We start from the raw sequence: 19,646 nt of genomic DNA on the forward strand, positions 1-19,646 counted from the left end.
AGGAGAGAAGAATAGTTATGTGTGTTTAAAAACATTGCCTTAAGCATCTAAAAAAGAAGCGTCAATTATAAGTTAACGCTACTTTTATGAACACTTGCTATTCTAAATTTCCTAAATAATTGGACGCAATTTCTAATCTCCTCTTGACATTATCTTCGCTAGTAAGATTGCGTATTTTTTGAGCTACTCCACTAAAACTATCATTTTCCATCAGTGATTTATAGCGTTCTTCCAGTTGTTCAAAATTATTAATCTTGCCTTGTTCTAACCTGCGAGCAGTAACCACCATTACGGCTTCAAAGTAAGTAGGAATCAATAATTTTAGAGGCTTAAAAGCTTTGTTACCAAGACATTTATGGAGCAATTCAATCGTTGGGATAAATGCGTTTATTATTTGTTTTTTGGATTGGTGGGCAAAGTGTCTATTTTTCCTCATGTATTGATTGAGAAATTCTTTTAGAGAAGGCTTATAATCGTTGCCATCGAAGTAAAAGGCCAGGAATCGCAAAATAAGTTCTTGATCTTTCCTGTTTTTATCTGGGATACCAAATATGTCACGCCACGCTGGGTTTTGATTTAGTTCCTCTAGCAAATTATTGAGTTCGCCGTGATAGATGCAAGCACGAATTTCCTGCGATTTAAGGATAGTACCTCCGGTATTTAGCCTTTCAAAGATATAGTAAATACTACTGTCGTCGTCTGCATAAAGTGGCTCGACAATTGTAGCGGAGACAACCGAGTCATCTAATTGGCGTCGGTATGCGTCTTTCAGTGATTGATATGTCTCTCTTTCAAATTCTGTATGAACCCCTTTCAGAGCAAACGAGTGCCGACTGTTTGGAAACTTCCCTTGGTAGAAATATAAAAGACTGCGTAATCTTTGCTGACCATCAATAACAAGCAGTTTTTTTGTTTCTCGATCTTTTGCTAGAAATATACCGGGAACTGGAAGCCCAAGCAAGAGAGATTCTATAAAACGCGCAGCTTGTTTGGGTTTCCAAACATAAGCACGCTGGAATTCAGGAATATATACGTCTTTGCTTTCCAGGCGTCTAACTAGACCCGCTACATCAAAATCAATTCGAGAAACTGCTATGGAAAATTTGGAGGGAATAATGTCCTCCTCATCTTCCCCGCTGTCATCTTCCCCGCTATCCTGAATATCGTTTTCCTGTTCCTCATTCGCTAGATGCTTTGGGGCAGATGTCTCGCTGTTTGACTCAAATGTACTCATCTTGTAGCCTCCTTTCTGCCTGAGTTATTAGATATTATATAATGCTCGCTCCCCTGATCTATCTCTCAATATTAAGATTTCCTTAGTTGCTGCCGTCGCGCACAGAAATCGGTGATACAATCAACAGCTTAGCTAGGGGTGCCCGAAAGTCCGGGCTGAGAAAACACCCTTAGAACCTGAGTCTGGGTAATACCAGCGGAGGGAAGCTGTTTATCAAGGAAATAAGAATATGCGTACCGAATGGATCGCGAAGCGTCAGGGACACAGCAATGTATCTCAAATGCACTACGCCCGTCAAGGTGTGATCACTGAGGAAATGGATTATGTTGCTAAGCGAGAAAATCTCCCAGCAGAACTGATCCGCGCGGAAGTAGCGCGGGGACGGATGATTATTCCGGCTAACATCAATCACACAAATTTGGAGCCAATGGCGATCGGCATTGCCTCTAAGTGCAAAGTCAATGCTAATATCGGTGCTTCTCCCAACTCTTCCAATATGCAGGAAGAAGTTGACAAGCTTAAACTAGCAGTGAAATACGGTGCTGATACCGTGATGGATTTGTCCACCGGCGGCGGTAATTTGGATGAAATTCGCACTACAATCATCAATGCTTCGCCGGTACCAATCGGTACTGTACCAATTTACCAAGCTCTAGAAAGCGTGCACGGTAATATGGAAAGTCTGACGGCGAATGACTTCCTGCACATCATTGACAAACACGCTCAACAAGGTGTTGATTACCAAACAATTCACGCCGGAATTCTGATCGAGCATTTGCCGTTAGTCAAAAATCGGCTGACTGGAATTGTATCTCGCGGCGGCGGCATTTTGGCGCGGTGGATGCTGCACCACCACAAACAAAATCCCCTCTACACTCACTTTAACGACATCATTGAAATCTTCAAAAAATACGATGTTTCGTTTAGTTTGGGAGATTCTCTGCGCCCCGGTTGCACTCACGATGCGTCGGATGAAGCTCAATTAGCCGAACTCAAAACTTTGGGACAATTAACTCGCAAAGCTTGGGAACATGACGTGCAGGTAATGGTGGAAGGCCCCGGCCACGTTCCTATGGATCAAATTGAGTTTAATGTCAAGAAACAAATGGAGGAATGCTCGGAAGCACCTTTCTATGTTTTGGGGCCGTTGGTGACTGATATTGCGCCTGGGTACGACCACATTACCTCAGCAATTGGCGCCGCGATGGCTGGTTGGTACGGTACTGCTATGCTGTGCTACGTGACACCGAAGGAACATTTGGGATTGCCTAATGCTGAGGATGTCAGAAACGGGCTGATTGCTTACAAAATTGCGGCTCACGCTGCGGATATTGCGCGGGGCCGTCCGGGTGCGCGCGATCGCGATGATGAACTCTCGAAAGCGCGTTACAATTTCGATTGGAACCGTCAATTTGAGCTGTCATTAGATCCAGAACGAGCAAAGGAATATCACGACGAAACTTTGCCGGCAGATATCTACAAAACTGCCGAATTCTGTTCGATGTGCGGGCCTAAATTCTGTCCGATGCAGACGAAAGTTGATGCCGATGCTTTGACTGAGTTGGAGAAGTTTCTTGCTAAGGAACCTGTAGCGCTAAGCTAATTTCGATCGGGTGGGCGGATTGTTTCGCCCGCCCTTGGCCATTCAAAAGCAGCGAGGTAAGGGAGGTAGAGCCTCCGAATCTGCATTACCAGGCTCTTCCTGCTAACGAGGAGGGAGGAGACAATTTAAAGATTGATAAGCTGAGCTTGGTCTGGTAGCGACGGATTATCGTAAGTAATAGTATAAAGTTATACTCATAAAGCTTTTTTTAAGTATAACCAAAAAAGCTCAAATCAAAGATGGGCTTTTTGAAAGTAGAGAAATCCGAAGTATTTCCCCAAAGAAAAGACAGGTTATACGGACTTATGATGTGCTATTTAAGTCTTCGAGAACCATCGCCGCAATCATCCCCCCAACCATCGATAGCTCGGAAAAACACCGTGCTGCAGTCAATGATTTTAGCACTCTTATATTGTGCGCCACGCCAGGATTTTGTTTCGCTGTTTGATTTTTCCGTGTCGCCCGGTTCCCACTATCGACTAGATACCAATTGCACCCGGCCGGCATCCATTTCATCCATTAATAACTCTAAAGCCTCATAATCAATATCCGAGATGTACCCCAAACGGGTGAGCTCGTAGTTGATTTCGTTTTCAATGTCAGGCGTCAACTGCTTAATGTAGAGGGCTTTTTCTACCAGATGACGAATAGCATAAGTTGCTTGCATATTAGCTCTGAGAACTCCATACACTATAATCTTACTATTAACAGTCGATCGCGCGCGCGATCCAAATCACCACTAATAAGTGATTTAAATTACATTGATTGGTTTAACTTAACAGCTAGTACAAAGTCGATCGCCATTTTTAGAGTTGCCAAGACTTGCGATTGCTAGCATCAATAAAAAACAGTATAGCAGCTTACGTTTCCTCTCCCAATCCTGGGTAATTTTGCATAAATAAGAGTAAATAAATAAAAATTAAGTAAAATTAGTGAAAACAGCTTGTCGGTTTCCCTCAGAGCAAGTTAGGCTCAAGGTATAAAATAGATTTAGACTGACAACCAGATAACACCATAGTAGACAATACACAGAAACCATAGGTTGAAAATATGCAAACACTTCTTGCTCCGAAACCAATTACAGTGATTCAACCCTTATACCACCTGAATGCAGCTACCTCCGGAGAATTCGGACAGCAACTAACAACAGCAATTGAGACTGAGGGAATTGTGGCGGTACTCGTAGATTTGGGCGCAGTAACATTTATTGATAGTGCTGGTTTGATAGCATTGGTTTCCGGCTTAAAGCAGGCAAAAAAAATGGGGCGTAGGTTTAGTATTTGCTCAGTTTGCACCCAGATTAGGATGGTTCTGGAACTCAGTCAACTCGATCGAGTTTTTGAGATATTTGAAAGCGTCGAAAGTTTTGAAGCGGCCAACTCCCGCGCCCCCAAGCACTGGTAAAATCTGGCTAGAGGTCAAAAGCAGCAACAAAACACAACAAATTGAGTGAAATGCCCGAAAATATAGCAAACTGTCGCTGGCGTGTTGAGCGATTTTAAGGTAGGCTGCTTAGGAGTCGCAAATATCAGAGCGAGTCGAGCCGTGCCAGTAAAAATCGAAGAATTACTTACAGCAGAAATCAATCAGCCTGCTCGTTATCTGGGTAACGAGTTGGGGGCGGCGCGCCCGCTGTGGGATGCAGCTCGCGTGCGTTGGGTGCTAACTTATCCAGAAGTGTATGAAGTTGGTGCTTCCAATCTGGGACACATCATCCTTTACAATATTTTGAACGCTTTGCCGAGGCAGTTGTGCGATCGAGCTTATTTGCCCGCACCAGACTTGGCAGCAAAACTGCGATCGACCAAAACTCCCTTGTTTGCAGTAGAATCAAGGATATCGCTCACAGAATTTGATATTCTAGGGTTCAGCCTCAGCTACGAACTCGGAGCCACAAACATTCTGGAAATGCTGGAACTTGCCGGCATTCCCCTAACTTGGAAAGAAAGAGCGACAAACCCTCAAAATGGTGGCGATTGGCCGCTGATTTTTGCTGGCGGACAAACCGCAACATCCAATCCCGAACCCTACGCTGACTTTTTTGACTTCATCGCCTTGGGAGATGGAGAAGAATTGCTCCCAGAAATCAGCTTGGTTTTGGCAGAAGGTAAAACTAATAATTTAAGTCGAGAAGCGCTGTTGCTGGATTTAGCGCAAATTCCCGGCGTTTATGTCCCGCAATTCTACGATATGGCGGCAGACGGTTCGGTTCATCCCAACCGCCCGCAAGTTCCAGATCGAATTCTGCGCCGAGTCGCGACTCCGATACCAGCTTATTCGATCGGCCTAGTGCCCTACGTGCAGACAGTACACGACAGACTGACAGTCGAAATCCGCCGGGGATGCACCCGCGGCTGTCGCTTCTGTCAGCCGGGAATGCTGACTCGCCCCGCGCGCGATGTCGAACCGCAGCAAGTCGTAGAGGCGATCGAACAAGGGATGAAAGCCACCGGGCACAGCGAATTTTCCCTGCTTTCCCTCAGTTGTTCCGACTATCTGGCACTCCCAGCAGTCGGGATGGAAATCAAAAACCGCCTCAAAGATCAAAATATTTCTCTGTCTCTACCCAGCCAGCGGGTTGACAGATTTGACGATAATATTGCCGACATTCTCGGCGGCACGCGGCAAAGCGGTTTGACTTTTGCCCCGGAAGCTGGCACTCAGCGGATGCGGGACATCGTTAACAAAGGCTTGACCAACGAAGAATTGCTCCGGGGCGTGAAAACTGCGGTCGATCGCGGTTGGGATAAAATCAAGCTGTATTTTATGATCGGTTTGCCCGGAGAAACAGATTTTGATGTGCTGGGAATCGCCGAAACAGTCCGCTGGCTGCAAAGGGAATGCAGGCTGAATGGCCGGCGGCCACTGAATTTTAATTTGACAATTTCTAATTTTACGCCTAAGCCTCACACTCCTTTTCAGTGGCACTCGGTTTCGACTGCTGAGTTTTCTCGCAAGCAAAAACTCCTGAAGGGAGAATTTAAAGCGATGAGAAATCTTAAGGTGAATTATACTGATGTGCGGCTTTCGGCAATGGAGGATTTTGTCGGACGGGGCGATCGGCGTTTGGGCCCTGTAGTCCGTCGCGCTTGGGAACTTGGCGCTGGTATGGATGCTTGGTGGGAAAGTTTGGATCAAGCTTACCAAGCTTGGACTCAGGCGATAGATGAATCTGACCTTACTTGGAAATACCGCCAAGTTGAAAGCGGCGAATGGAATCTTTTTCAGAAGGAAGAGGAGAAGGCAGAAGGCAGAAGGCAGAAGGCAGAAGGCAGAGAAATCAAAGAAGATTTTCCCAATTCTCCGCATCTCTCCCACTCCCCCTCCCCCTCCCCCACTCTCCCCCTCTCCCTCGATCAACCACTGCCTTGGGATCACTTAGACACGGGGATCGACAAAAACTGGCTGAAAATTGACTTGCAAAAGGCTTTGGAAGCGGCGACGGTTCCTGACTGTTCCTTTGAAGGGTGTTCGCGCTGTGGGGTTTGCGGCACGGATTTCGGACACAACGTGGTGGTGGATGCGCTGCCAATTCCTGAGTTTGCCGGTGAGTTCGTGCCGAATACGCAGCGGCAACAGCGGGTTCGGGTTTGGTTCGGGAAGGTGGGCGATATGGCTTTGGTTGGTCATCTGGATTTGCTGCGATTGTTCGATCGAGTTGTCCGCAGGGCCAATTTGCCGATTTCGTTCACCGGCGGCTTTCACCCGAATCCTCGGATTTCGGTGGCAAACGCTCTGCCTCTGGGTGTCACTAGCACAGGGGAAATTGCTGATTTTGAGCTTACTCGGCCGATCGATATTGAGGTTTTTCGGGAAAAATTGGTGGCGACTCTGCCAGAAAATATCCCGATTTACAAGGTGGAACAGATCGATCTCAAGGCTCCTTCTGCCAACCAGTTGTTAGAAGCCGCTGAGTATATCGTTACTGTCGCAGCAACAGGCCCGCTGGCAGAAAATGGCGATTTTGAAGGTGAAAATTCGGCTGCTGTCTCTGTCGCTGTTAGCGCTAACTGGGAAGCTTGGGTAGGGGCGATCGCCCAAACAGAGGCTTTTTGGCGGGTGCACACTACTAAGTCGGGAAAGACTAAGGATGTCAATTTGCGCGATCGGCTGCACAAACTAGAACTTGTAGAGCAGCTACCAGCTACCAGCGCCTCTGGCTGTGGCGGTACATCCGAAGGTAGAGCAGTCTTGCGCTATACCGGCAGTTGTCGCAGCGATGGCAACTTGCTCAAGCCCGAACATCTTGTGTTCATGCTCGAACAAGTCAGCGGGCAGGAAATTCAGCTTCTGCAAGTTCAGCGCAGTCAGCTAATCCTAGGTTATTGTTAAGATAGGGAAGCCCTGGTGAAATATTTCACTAGGGCTATCGATCGGGATGTGTCGCTTAAGCTATAATTGTTTGTTATGGAAGCCGCAGCGGCTCGAGCGCTTTAGTCGCTCGTCGCTAAGAGTCAACCAGCAACGCGGGCTGGGTGAAACTGCTTCTGTTCAAGACTTTAAGCCTTTTTGTACGTTGACCGGCTAAATCTAGTGCCAAACCCGCAGGAGCCGGGCCTGAACCAAATTTAGCGATTAATTTCGATCGCTCGACTCATTGTCGATCGTCGGCTTACTCACAAATCTCACGGTTCAAGCCGCTCTGCTGGTATTCAACAATAGATATTTTTGACCTCGATCGGAAAACAGAGACAAGCTCTCGACAATCGTCGTAAAGAAGCAAAAATTTGAGATTTTAGATTCTAGCTCCTGCTCCCTGATTCATCTGTGGAGTAAATCTAAAACTTGTACGGCGAAGTCGAAGTATCTCAAACTTCTACAGCGAAGTCGAAGTATCTAAAATCGAATCAAGAGGTTTTAGGGTTGGCACAGGCAAAAGTCGCAGTCGAAGAATGTCAAGCTGGGGTAAGTTGACCGCTATCCCGCAAGAATTCAACAAAAGTCTACGCGCTTTCAATCCTACTTAACTTTTGCTCAAAACCAGCCCTCAACCACGCAAGCGGAGTTATCAGTTCGTAGTGTTAAGTTGTGTGTTAAGAAATTGGTACGGAGTCACTGAATTTATTCACGCTCGTTCAAAGGAAGAGTTGGAAGTGTTGAAGATTGAGTGAGAGAGTTTGCAATTCACAAATCAAAATTCAATATTTATAACTCGGTAAAAACGTCCTTATTTCTATCTTCCAGCTCAGTCTGCGAAGCATAACTCATAACTCGCGATCGGGTGGATTCAAACACTGTATCTGTAACAGTTAACAGTCAGTAGGGGCGGTGCCCCCGTGCCCGCCCTCTTAACTTAACAGTCAACAGTTAACAGTCAACAGTCAACAGTTAACAGTCATTCCACCCTGAACCAACTCACAGCTAATAACTCTTCCTGCTACTACTAATAATTACAGTCAAAGTAAGAGGCACTATGAGCGTGCGTAAGTGTCTCTAATTTGCTGCCATTTTTTTGAGGAAATTGAATGACAAAGCAGATAGTTATAGCAGAGCAGCATCGCATTGCTGCCGTTTTTTCCGAAGATCAAATTCAAGAACTCGTGGTAGCCACAGGCAGCCACCAAGTCAGCGATATTTACTTGGGAATTGTCGAAAATGTACTCCCTGGGATAGATGCGGCCTTTGTCAATATTGGCGACCCAGAACGCAACGGGTTCATGCACGTCACAGACCTCGGCCCGCTGCGGCTCAAACGATCGGCAGGAGCAATTACAGAACTCCTCACCCCCCAGCAAAAAGTGCTGGTACAGGTGATGAAAGAACCGACGGGCAGCAAAGGCCCCCGGCTGACAGGCAATATCACCCTGCCCGGCCGCTATTTGGTACTGATGCCCTACGGTCGGGGAGTCAATCTGTCCCGCCGGATCAAGTCGGAAGCCGAGCGCAACCGCCTCAGAGCCCTAGCTATTTTGGTGAAACCGGCCGGGATGGGGCTGCTGGTACGCACCGAAGCCGAAGGCATGACCGAAGAAGCCATCATGGAAGATTTGGAAGTGCTGCAAAAACAGTGGGAATCCGTTCAACTCGAAGGCGGTACTTCCCGAGCGCCAGCACTGCTAAACCGCGACGACGATTTTATCCAGCGGGTACTCCGGGATATGTTCAGCGGTGACGTGAATCGGATTGTGGTGGACTCGCAAAATGGCATTAAGCGTGTCAAACAGCAGTTGATGAGCTGGAACGGCGGTAAACTTCCAGCAGGAGTTTTGATCGACCACCACCGAGAGCGCGCCTCGATTTTAGAATTTTTCCGCGTCAACGCTGCGATTCGAGAAGCCCTCAGACCGAGGGTAGATTTGCCTTCGGGCGGTTACGCGATCATCGAGCCGACTGAAGCCCTGACGGTGATTGATGTCAACTCAGGCTCGTTTACTCGATCGGCCACAGCTCGCGAAACTGTACTCTGGACAAATTGCGAAGCAGCAACCGAAATTGCCAGACAACTGCGGCTGCGGAATATTGCCGGGGTAATTATTGTTGACTTTATCGACATGGAATCCCGCCGCGATCAATTGCAAGTGCTGGAACATTTCAATAAAGCTCTCAAAGCAGACAAATCTCGGCCACAAATCGCTCAACTGTCGGAATTGGGACTGGTAGAACTCACTCGCAAGCGCCAAGGTCAAAATATTTACGAGTTATTCGGCCACAGTTGCCCGACTTGCAGCGGGTTGGGGCATTTGGTACACCTCCCCGGCGAAGACGATATCGCCGGTGCCGTGCGGGAATCGCCCGATCGCACTGTGGGTTCTTCCAACCGCCTTTTGTTGAATTTGCCAGAAGGATTGGAACGCCGCAGCCTGACACCTACGGCGGCTGCAACTCCTGCACCAGTAAGAGAAGAACGTTCCGTCGAACCAGCTCGGGCTGCTTGGGAACCGTCTAGCGAAAGTTTGGATTTTGAGACCGGCAGCAACGCCTCGTCTTTGGACTTGCTCAACCATCCCAGCTATCAGGATTTGGGGAACGGAACCAGACGTCGCCGTCGTCGCCGAATTGGCGAAGAGCCTTTTGCTGTAGCCGAGGAGGAACCGGTACGCAACAAGTTGCGACTGCCGAATACCAACAGTGCGCCCGTCGTGGAGACGCGCTCTGAGTATCTCGCACCCCCCGGCATCCGCGCCGCTTCGGAGGGCTTCGGGTTGGTGAATATGGCTGCTGTTGGCAGGCGCGAGGATTTCGATCGCGTGCGTCCAACTAAGTCTGAGTTGATGAAGCCGATGGTGGAGCCTCCTGAAATGATTTCGGTGGAAATGACAGCCGAGGAGCAGGATGTTTATGCTCTGATGGGAGTTTCTCCTTTGGTGATGACGGATCGCGGTGTAAAAAATCCTAAGAATGCGATCGTTTCGGTGACACTCCCCGGAGAACCCCCGAACAAGTCGTCTTTCGAGCAGCTCGAATTTGAATTTGAACCGCCCGCGCCAGCACAGAAGGCTGAGGAAGCTGATTATTATGCAGAAATATCGGCAGTTGAGCCTGTATTTTCTCTGGGTGATGAGGATGATGAGGACGATCTCGATCTTGATGATGAGGTTGAAATTTACGGTGCAAGTTCGATCGACCTCATGGATGATTTTGCTGGCGACGAGGAGGAAACCAGCGATGGGATGGACGAATCGAATGAATGGGGAGCATTGGAGCCGCCGATCGAATTCGAGGAGTCGATCGAATTCCATGAGTCAAGCGAGTTGAATCAGCCTTTGACATCCAATGACTCAAACGAGTCGAATAAGTCGAATGAATCAAGCGAATCAAGCGAGTCAAGCGAATCAAGCGAACCAAGCGAACCCGAAGAGCCAGCGATCAACCGCCGCCGCCGCCGTCGCTCGTCTGCTGTTGTAGATGACTGATCTCCAGTCAGAGGGAGGAGGAAAGAAGGAAGAAGGAAGAACAAAGAACAAAAAAGTAGAAATTTTTACTCTCTTCCCATCTTTCCATCTTTCCCCCTCCCCCAATCTCCCCCTCTCTAGCCTGAGCGAAGCCGAAGGCCAATCCCCCTCTCGGACTCAGATAATAGCTGGTGTGGACGAAGTAGGAAGGGGAGCTTTGTTCGGGCCCGTGGTGGCGGCCGCCTGCATTCTGCCCGACGAAGTTATCGATGAATTAGCAAGTTGCGGGGTGCGCGACAGCAAGCAGTTGAGTGCCGCAGCCCGGAGTCGGTTAGCACTAAAAATCCGGGCTGTGGCTGTTGACTGTCAAATTGGTGTGGCTTCGGTGCGGGAAATCGATCGCCTCAATATTTTGCAAGCTTCTTTGTTGGCGATGAAGCGGGCGATTTTGAAGTTGAATGTTACTCCAGATTTGTGTTTGGTTGACGGGAATCAAAGAATCCCCAATTTGGCGATCGCACAAGAGACGATGATTAAAGGTGATTCGCGATCGATTCAGATAGCCGCTGCTAGTATTGTCGCTAAAGTTTGGCGCGATGAATTAATCGTGCGCTTGGCTGTTAAGTATCCCGAATATGACTTGACAAATAACAAAGGATATGGAACAGCTAAACACAAGTTGGGATTGGAACGTTGCGGTGCGTCTGTCTTGCACCGAGTGTCATTTAGCCCTTGTCAAAAATAGTTACTTAGGGCTTGCTGAATAGAACTAGAAGTTATGACTACCAATGGTTGCAAGATTTTAAACACAAAAAAGTGCTCTCGTTATGACGTTTGTCGGCTCAAAATCCTTGGATTTCGGTGGAAAATTGTGGAGTAAATTTGGGAACCCATCTCCGAATCTCCCATTTTTCAAGCTGTTTGGCACCTAGATTCGATTTGTGGACTTTTTCAGCAAGCCCTACTTATCGGAAATAATCAGCATTTACTAAAGCTTGAGCTTATAACTAATAGCTATTATTACAAAATTAGGAAAAGTAGTCAAACTAATCATATTAATCATTCTGTAATTATTCACAAAAGTAGTCAAACTAATCATATTAAATCATTCTGTAATTATTCACATTCGAGTTTTTCCAGATTATAATTTTTTTCAAAATCACAGGAAAATAAAAACATAATTAATAAAGCTTTGTTTGGCAGTAGCGGTGAATACAGAGAACCAGCATCTGTTCCCTCAACTCCTTGGAGATTTAGATTGCCCAATACCGCAGATTTTAACTTCAACTATTACCACCTACTAGAAATCAACAAAAATCAATCTATTGGTTGCAACAACGACCCTCAGATTAAAGTGGCAATTATTGGTGCGGGGATAGCAGGACTCACCGCAGCCAGAGAGCTATTCAGGTGCGGGTACACCAATATTGACATTTATGAAGCCAGCCACAGAATCGGCGGCAGAACATATTCCAGATTAGTTGAGGGGCAACATACTGTATTGGAAATGGGTGCAATGAGGATGCCTTTTTCCCCGCTCCTGGCAGCGGCAACAGTGTATTAGATTATTACCGAGAATTGTTTCAAATTACGACGCAGCCTTTCCCAGACCCCGGTTCATCAATAGCCGATACCGGAATATATTTGAACAACGGCTGCGGCCCCGATACTCAAAATCCCTATCCTAAGCCGCAACTCGATATATGGCATAAAAATGGCGGCCCTCCCAATCCATTATTCAAAGCTGTCTACGATAAATGGCTGCATTTTGCGGACATGGTAACGAGTGTTTGCAAAGAGTTTTACGGACAAGATGGATGGGAAGAGTTTTGGCACAATGTCGTCCAATATTATTGGGACAAAAATTTTAGAGAGCTGGTTTATATGCCAGCAATAGATAGATACGACCCTTCTAAGCCGGGATACTTTGGCGGTTTGGGCATGAACGAAGCAGAGTCCAAACTTTTTTATACCATCGGTGCTGGAGATGGCGGCTGGGGGGCTTTCTACGACATTTCTTGTCTGTATCCGATGAGAACATTACTGTTCGGTTTCGGTACGAATCATCAGCTAATTCAAGGAACATTTGACGGACAGGGAAATTTTGTACCGGGACCTGAATATCGGGAGCAAGTAACAGACAGTCTGGATCGCGAATTTGCTTCTCCCGGTTATGTCGGCGTACAAACATTTGCAGAATGCCTGTTTTATCAGCCTGTGACCAGTGCATTTGTTGAAAATGTGTCGCTTTATGAAGCGTCAAAAACGAAAGGCAAGTATGATGTAAATCTGTATCTGAAGAATCCGGTAAATAAAATCAAATACCTCGATCACAGAAACGTAGAGGTAACTTCTGCCAACTTGGAGTCACCGAGAAATTACGATCTAGTTATTCTGACACCTACGACTTGGGCTTTAGAAATGGGTATGACTTTTGAAGGTTTTGACCCTAAAACTCAATTGCCATTTGATGTCACATACAGCATCAAGGAATCTCACTGGATATCGAGCTGCAAGGTGTTTTACCCGTTAAAGGAGAGGTATAATGTCTTGATTAACTAGATACATAATTGTTTAGAAAAAGCCTATATTGCCAAGAAACAAAGTAGTCTCTAGAGAGGTCTGTATGTCGAGAGAAAAGTCCAGCTCTGTTTACTCCTGTCAAGAAGAATTAACCTTATCTGAAAGCCCGTGGCAATATCATTAGCCTAACGATCCAGATCGCCTATTCAACTATAACCATCTATTATCTTTATCTTCGGACTCTGGAATAGCATATAACACCGACCCAAACAAAACTATCGCAATTGTTGGTGCAGGAATAACAGGTTTAACAGTAGCAAGAGAGCTGTTTCGCTGCGGATTTAAAAATATCGACATTTATGAAGCAAGTGGACGTATAGGTGGTCGTTTATGGTCGATTCCAGCAGACGGACAACATACAACTTTTGAGATGGGGGCAATGAGAATGCCATTTTTTCCATCACCAGGCTCTGGCAATAGCTTGTTAGACTATTATTGTAGCCTATACTCACTACGAACTCAGCATTTTCCTAACCCTGGTTCGCCTCACGCCAATACTGGAATTTATGTCAATGAAGGGTATAGACCTATCCCAGATATGACACTTCAACCAAGAATGGATATTTGGGAAAAGGAGCGACAAAAACCTCCTCACGAAGCATTGCAGAGAGTGTATGATAAGTGGAGTCATTTTGCTGAACTCGTTCAGTCCAATACCAAACACGCATACAGTCAAGGTGGTCATATATGGCAATCTCTATGGAGAGCAATTGTCAAGCGTTATTGGGATTTGAGTTTTGTAGATATAGTGTTTACCCCAGCTTATGAAACATACAATCCAAATGTCCCTAGAGACTTTGGTGGTTTAGGAATGACAAGAGAAGAATCTGAAATCTTTTATGTCATTGGTGCTGGAGACGGAGGTTGGGGTGCATTTTTCCATATCTCTGCACTTTATCCCATTAGAACTTTACTGTTTGGATCTGGAACTAATCATCAACTAATACAAGGTCGTTTCCATCCAGAAAATGGAACTTTTCGTGGAGGTCCTCACCAAGGAGAAAAAATATTTGATAGCAATGGATTAGAATTAGATTCACCAAACTGGCTGGGCGTTCAGTCTATGGCTGAGGGTATGTTATATCACCCCTTAGAAGGGAAATTTGGCGAACTTTCTCTCTATGATGCAATCAAAGAGAATAGGTGGAATATCAATCTATATTGCAAAACACCTGTACAACTTTTGACAAAAACTGCATCGGGTATCGACCTTGGCTGTGCATTAAGGAAAAAGCACTATCATGCAGTTGTATTAACTTGCCCTACCTGGGCACTTCAACTCAATGTCGATCTCCAAAAATTCACACCCGAAATGATTCCGTTGTATGTGCGAGGTAGCATTGCACAGTCTCATTGGATCTCAAGCTGCAAAGTGTTTTACCCTCTTAAAGAGCGTTATTGGGAAAAAAGTAACATCCCACAACTTATTATGACAGATAGTTTTATTCAAGGAGTTTATGGCTATGCCCTGGAAACAGAGAGTATCCAGGATGAACCAGGTGTCTTACTTGTCTCTTACACATGGGAAGACGATGCAAGTAAGCTACTGGCGTTTTCCGACGATGAGGACTTAGCCAAGCGCTGTCTGCAAGAACTAGATAACATATGCTTAAGAGCGGAAAATATTGCGACAAAAATCTCTCCCTTTGTAGATCGCTCGAAGCCTGTTGTGGTTCACTGGTCTAAACAGCCAACTTATGCAGGTTGTGCCAAGCTTTATCGTTCCCGAACCTGGATGGCAAATCTAGCGTTATCGACTTATAACCAAGACTACTCTCACCAATCAGCTCTTTATTTTGCAGGAGATGCTTATTCGGTAACCAGTGGATGGGTGGAAGCAGCATTAAGAACAGCCATTGATACAACCATTCATGTAGCCAAGAATTTGGGAGCAAAATTTCACCCGAGTTTTAGCCATTTTGACAATGCATTTAAAATCGATTCTAGCTGGACTCCTGAAGAATATGTAGGAAATATTTCCGATGTACTGAGCATTCCCCCAGGAAAGTATCTTTGTCGAGAGGGTGAGCGTTCAGAAGATATGTTTGTGCTCTTAAGTGGAACAGTTTCCATAATTCAACAGGGAGAAAAAATTGCACAAATTGACGAAGAGTATGTATTCCTGGGGTATCTATCATTTTTTACTGAAGGAATAAGAACATCTTCTATGTATACAGAGACAGAGTGTCGGGTTATTAGAATCACAACTGAAAGGCTAGAAGAATTCTTAAAATTATCGCCTAACCTGGCTATCAAACTGATGAAGGAAGTTGGAGATTTAGCTGTAAAATCTATTACAGAGACGATAGAGCTTCGGAGGAAGTCGAAAACACTTAATGACTAAAAAACATAAATGTGAAACTCTCGCTCTACTCCTTCAAAATACACTTCCTTGCCAAACTCTACGCAAAAGTCAAGCAAAGTCGCAGTCAACTGACTCAATTTTTAAACACGATGCCTGTGGATGTATCGGTTCACGAACCAAATAGATAAATCTACTAGGCCAACCAGGCAGCAGAAGAGTTGATGAGCATAAACGCTTTACCAGAAGCGAAAACTCAGCAATTATCACAAGCGTATCAAGTTTATCGTGCAGGCACCAAAAAGTTATACTCCACTGACCAACTGCCAATCTTGCGATCGCGCCAGCCTACAACTTTTAGCAGAATTAATAGTACATAAAACTCAGGATAATGCTTTGCTTGTCAATAAATTATTGAAAACATTGTATGCAAATAGACATGGTAAAAACTTACGAGTTAAAAGTCCAAATTTATACAGCTCAAAATCTACCTGTAAAAGCTATAGAAACTGGTTTAGAAGCATTGAATTTACTGGGAATTTCTTTATCAACAGGCGAAGATAGCATTGTAGAGTTGCCAGCACTGACAGACTTAGAAAAATTCCCGGAAATGACGGAAGCTGCTCAACTAGCAGCCATGCGGATTTTGATGTCTATTTGTCCGTCAGCTTATTTTGCCAAACCGGAAGTTTTACTGTCAATTATTTTGACAATGGTTAACCTGACAATTCAAAAAGGTTATTCAGCTTTGGCTGCTTATGCCTATGTTTGGTATGCTGCTATTTGTTCGGCAAAAGGTAAGATAGAAACGGGATATCATGCGGGACAATTGGCTATTAAATTAGTAGATAAATATCATGCTAAAGAACTTAAAGCCAAAGTTTATAACTTATTTTGCGCCTTAGTAAAACACTGGAAAGATCCAGCAAAAAACAGCCTTTTTTTGCTGCAAGAAGGAATTCAAAGTGGACTGGATACAGGAGATAATGAGTACGCCTGTTATTGTATTAAGGATTATTGTGTCACCCTATTTTTGACGGGAGAACAACTCGAAGCTGTAGAGTTAAAAATGCAGCTATCTTGCGAACAGCTAGTGAAGCTTAAACAGGAATACTCTATCTATCAAACTAATATATGGCGGCAAGTTAGCTTGAATCTTTTGGGGAAAGCTGCGAAGCCATCTTGCTTGCAGGGGGAAAGTTTTAATGAAGGCGAAATCCTTCCCCGTTTATTAGCAGCGAATAACCGCACGCTGCTTTTTATTGTTTACCTTGCTAAACTAAATCTTTCTTATTTGTTCAAAGACTATGCTGAGGCCGTGAAGAATGCGATCGCCGCCGCAGAGTACATAGATTCTGTCATGGGATTTATGTATGTCGCTATTCACAACTTCTACTCTTCTCTTGCTATTCTCGCTCAGTATTCTACCGAATACTCAGACAGTTTGTACCAAGTGGAATCAAATCAAGAGCAAATGAAGCAATGGGCAGAACTTGCCCCAGCCAATTTTCAACATAAATACGATTTAATAAAAGCTGAAAAAGCAAGAGTCTTGGGAGATAATTGGCAAGCCGCTAAACTTTACGAGCGATCGATTAAAGGAGCAAGAGACACCGGATATATTCAAGATGAAGCTTTAGCCTGTGAATTAGCGGCAGAATTTTATCTGGCAAGCGGTATCGAGGAGATTGCCCAAACTTATCTCAAAGGAGCACACTACGGCTATACTCGCTGGCAAGCTAGGGCAAAAGTTGAGAATTTAGAAGCAAGATATCCACAATTACGGGTTCAATCTTCGGCGAGTCTCATTAAGAACACAGGCAAGATCGCGATCGATACACACACTACCACAGGTTCAGGTACAGCTTTAGATTTAGCTACAGTTATCAAAGCTTCCCAAGCTATTGCTGGTGAAATAGCGATCGAACAATTACTCCGAAAATTGATGAAAATTCTGATTGAAAATGCTGGCGCAGAGGTAGGCTACTTGTTGTTAAAATCTCAGGAAAAACTGCTAATTGAAGCATCCGCTGCTATTGATTGCGACAGCATCAATTTATTACAGTCAATCCCACTTGAAAGCAGTGATTTAGTCTCAAGAGCCGTTATTAATTATGTCGATCGCACTCACAAATATGTTGTTCTCCATGATGCTGCTCGTGAAGGTAACTTTACTAACGACACTTATATCAAGGCACATCAAACTAAATCTATTCTTTGCGTTCCTATGATAGAGAAAAACAAGCTTGTTTCAATTCTGTACCTAGAAAACAACCTGACAACGGGTGCCTTTACTCCCGACAGATTAGCCCTCTTAAAAATCTTGTCCTCGCAGGCGGCAATTTCCATAGAAAATGCCCAACTCTATGCCAACTTAGAAGCAAAAGTAGCAGAACGCACCCAAGAACTCCAGCAGTCAGAAGCTCGCTTTCGACAACTTTACGAGCAATCTGCCGATGCTATTCTGCTGTTAGATGAAGGCATATTTACCGACTGCAACCCCGCCACAGTCAAAATGATGCGCTGCACTGATAAAAAACAGTTTCTTTCTCTACATCCCTCCCTGCTTTCTCCCGAAATGCAGCCAGATGGATGTTTGTCATTTGAGAAAGCTAACAACATGATTGCCATAGCATTTGAGCGAGGTAGCTATCGGTTTGAATGGATGCACAGGCGTGCAGATGGGGAGGATTTTTGGGTAGAAGTATTGCTGACTATAATTCCTGTAGATGGTAAAGAAATTCTGCATACAGTGTGGCGAGAAATTGGCGATCGCAAACAGGCAGAATTAGCTCTGCACCAAAAAAATCAGGAACTCAGCGATACTCTCCAGCAACTCAAAGCCACCCAAGAAGGATTGATTCAATCAGAAAAAATGGCAGCTTTAGGACAACTTGTAGCCGGAGTTGCCCACGAAGTTAATACGCCCCTAGGTGCAATTCGCTCCAGTTCGGGCAATGTTTCTAAGTTCTTGGATCGAACTCTCGAACAATTGCCCGCACTTTTTCAATCTCTCTCCCCAGAAGCCGGACAGAAATTCTTAGAATTACTTCAGTATTCTCTCCAACAATCTACAAACTTATCAACCAAAGAAGAACGCAAATTAAAAAAAGCTTTAAGAAGCCAACTCGAAACATTAGAGATTGAGAGTGCCGATACTGTGGCTGATAGATTAGTCATGATGGGGGTCTACGAGCGAATCGAAACTTTTATACCACTGCTGCAAAGACCTGACAGCTTGCATCTTGTAGAATCTGCATACAAACTGTCAGAAATAAAAAAAGGTATTGCCATTATCAACACAGCCACAGATAGAGCATCAAAAGTTGTTTTTGCTTTGAAAACCTATGCCCGCTACGAACAGTCTGGCACCAAGACAAGCGCCAGCATTGCAGAAGGGATAGAAACTATCTTAACTCTCTATCAAAATCAATTAAAACAAGGCATTGAGGTGGTTAAAAACTATGCCGAAATTCCGCCGATACTTTGCTATCCCGACGAACTGAATCAAGTGTGGACAAATCTGGTGCACAATGCTTTGCAAGCAATGGATTATCGGGGGACGCTAACTATTGATGTGACAAAACAAGACCAGCAGGTTAAGATTAGTGTTAGCGACAGCGGTAAGGGCATACCAGAGGAGATAAAAGGGAAAATATTTGACCCATTTTTTACTACTAAGCCTCCGGGAGAAGGCAGCGGTTTGGGACTGGATATTGTCAAGAAGATTGTTGAAAAACATCAGGGAAAGATTGAAGTGGAATCGATTCCCGGTCAAACTACATTTAATGTTTTTCTGCCAATCAGTGGTGTATAGCCTTTCGAGCGAAAGATGAGGTGCCGCTGGGCATAGGGCATAGGCCTCCGTGGGCATAGGGCATACCTCACGACGCTTGAGAACCGCTATATAAGGAGGTGAAGTATCTGGCAAATGATATAACGCAGTAAGTAGCTGGGGTTTTATTTAGTTCCATCCCATCTGCAATCTACCCCATTGGGAGGATGGCAAAAGTTAAAGCGTTTTGAGAGCAATAACTCGGATTCTACCGGGAATCGAGGTAAAATCGCTGTACGGTGCGTTATGCTCGGCTA

At 45.1% G+C, this 19,646-nt stretch carries 12 protein-coding genes and 1 riboswitch; of the genes, 10 read left to right on the plus strand and 2 right to left on the minus strand.

Features of this window, described 5'->3' with window-relative positions; all coding sequences use genetic code 11:
* Positions 1-97 precede the first annotated feature (97 nt).
* Positions 98-1,234: a DUF262 domain-containing protein gene (locus tag QUA01_RS24070; protein WP_333092953.1), complete on the minus strand. Its 1,137-nt coding sequence runs from the start codon at positions 1,232-1,234 to the stop codon at positions 98-100.
* Between the two features lie 124 nt (positions 1,235-1,358).
* Positions 1,359-1,455, plus strand: a riboswitch (TPP riboswitch).
* 8 nt (positions 1,456-1,463) lie between these two features.
* Here QUA01_RS24070 and thiC point away from each other — a divergent pair.
* Positions 1,464-2,837 (plus strand): phosphomethylpyrimidine synthase ThiC, encoded by a 1,374-nt coding sequence (gene thiC, locus QUA01_RS24075; protein WP_333092952.1) that lies wholly within the window; start codon positions 1,464-1,466, stop codon positions 2,835-2,837.
* Positions 2,838-3,309: 472 nt separating this feature from the next.
* Here the strand turns inward: thiC and QUA01_RS24080 are convergent, their stop codons facing one another.
* The gene (locus QUA01_RS24080) at positions 3,310-3,504 is read right to left on the minus strand and encodes a hypothetical protein (protein WP_193975465.1); all 195 of its coding nucleotides are present in this window, start codon (positions 3,502-3,504) and stop codon (positions 3,310-3,312) included.
* Positions 3,505-3,887: 383 nt separating this feature from the next.
* Here QUA01_RS24080 and QUA01_RS24085 point away from each other — a divergent pair, with 383 nt between their 5' ends.
* From QUA01_RS24085 to QUA01_RS24125, 9 genes are all read left to right on the plus strand, one after another.
* Positions 3,888-4,241 (plus strand): STAS domain-containing protein, encoded by a 354-nt coding sequence (locus QUA01_RS24085; protein ID WP_333092951.1) that lies wholly within the window; start codon positions 3,888-3,890, stop codon positions 4,239-4,241.
* A 141-nt stretch (positions 4,242-4,382) separates the two neighbouring features.
* Complete coding sequence (locus QUA01_RS24090; RefSeq protein WP_333092950.1) at positions 4,383-7,169, plus strand: TIGR03960 family B12-binding radical SAM protein; 2,787 nt, start codon at positions 4,383-4,385, stop codon at positions 7,167-7,169.
* A gap of 1,133 nt (positions 7,170-8,302) precedes the next feature.
* Positions 8,303-10,690 carry an Rne/Rng family ribonuclease gene (locus QUA01_RS24095; protein WP_333092949.1) on the plus strand — a complete coding sequence of 796 codons (2,388 nt, stop codon included), beginning with the start codon at positions 8,303-8,305 and terminating at the stop codon, positions 10,688-10,690.
* Positions 10,683-11,414, plus strand: coding sequence for a ribonuclease HII (locus QUA01_RS24100; protein WP_333092948.1), 732 nt, complete (start codon positions 10,683-10,685; stop codon positions 11,412-11,414). The genes QUA01_RS24095 and QUA01_RS24100 overlap by 8 nt, the downstream gene beginning before the upstream one ends.
* Positions 11,415-11,927: 513 nt before the next feature.
* Positions 11,928-12,233: an FAD-dependent oxidoreductase gene (locus QUA01_RS24105; protein WP_333092947.1), complete on the plus strand. Its 306-nt coding sequence runs from the start codon at positions 11,928-11,930 to the stop codon at positions 12,231-12,233.
* A 14-nt stretch (positions 12,234-12,247) separates the two neighbouring features.
* Complete coding sequence (locus tag QUA01_RS24110; protein WP_333092946.1) at positions 12,248-13,231, plus strand: hypothetical protein; 984 nt, start codon at positions 12,248-12,250, stop codon at positions 13,229-13,231.
* Positions 13,232-13,475: 244 nt separating this feature from the next.
* A complete protein-coding gene (locus QUA01_RS24115; protein WP_333157002.1) occupies positions 13,476-15,596 on the plus strand; it encodes an FAD-dependent oxidoreductase in 2,121 nt (706 codons plus the stop codon).
* A 182-nt stretch (positions 15,597-15,778) separates the two neighbouring features.
* A complete protein-coding gene (locus tag QUA01_RS24120; RefSeq protein ID WP_333133235.1) occupies positions 15,779-15,934 on the plus strand; it encodes a hypothetical protein in 156 nt (51 codons plus the stop codon).
* Between the two features lie 47 nt (positions 15,935-15,981).
* Entirely contained in the window at positions 15,982-19,371 is a 3,390-nt protein-coding gene (locus QUA01_RS24125) for a GAF domain-containing sensor histidine kinase (protein ID WP_333092945.1), read from the plus strand.
* The last annotated feature ends 275 nt before the right edge of the window (positions 19,372-19,646 follow it).

Source organism: Microcoleus sp. S36a_B3 (genome assembly GCF_036700745.1).
Classification (GTDB): domain Bacteria; phylum Cyanobacteriota; class Cyanobacteriia; order Cyanobacteriales; family Microcoleaceae; genus Microcoleus.

Excerpts from the sequence above, each read along its gene's own strand:
- QUA01_RS24070 (WP_333092953.1), bottom strand. The coding sequence starts at position 1,234 with ATGAGTACATTTGAGTCAAACAGCGAGACATCTGCCCCAAAGCATCTA.
- thiC (WP_333092952.1), top strand. The coding sequence starts at position 1,464 with ATGCGTACCGAATGGATCGCGAAGCGTCAGGGACACAGCAATGTATCT.
- QUA01_RS24080 (WP_193975465.1), bottom strand. The coding sequence starts at position 3,504 with ATGCAAGCAACTTATGCTATTCGTCATCTGGTAGAAAAAGCCCTCTAC.
- QUA01_RS24085 (WP_333092951.1), top strand. The coding sequence starts at position 3,888 with ATGCAAACACTTCTTGCTCCGAAACCAATTACAGTGATTCAACCCTTA.
- QUA01_RS24095 (WP_333092949.1), top strand. The coding sequence starts at position 8,303 with ATGACAAAGCAGATAGTTATAGCAGAGCAGCATCGCATTGCTGCCGTT.
- QUA01_RS24100 (WP_333092948.1), top strand. The coding sequence starts at position 10,683 with ATGACTGATCTCCAGTCAGAGGGAGGAGGAAAGAAGGAAGAAGGAAGA.
- QUA01_RS24120 (WP_333133235.1), top strand. The coding sequence starts at position 15,779 with ATGAGCATAAACGCTTTACCAGAAGCGAAAACTCAGCAATTATCACAA.
- QUA01_RS24125 (WP_333092945.1), top strand. The coding sequence starts at position 15,982 with ATGCAAATAGACATGGTAAAAACTTACGAGTTAAAAGTCCAAATTTAT.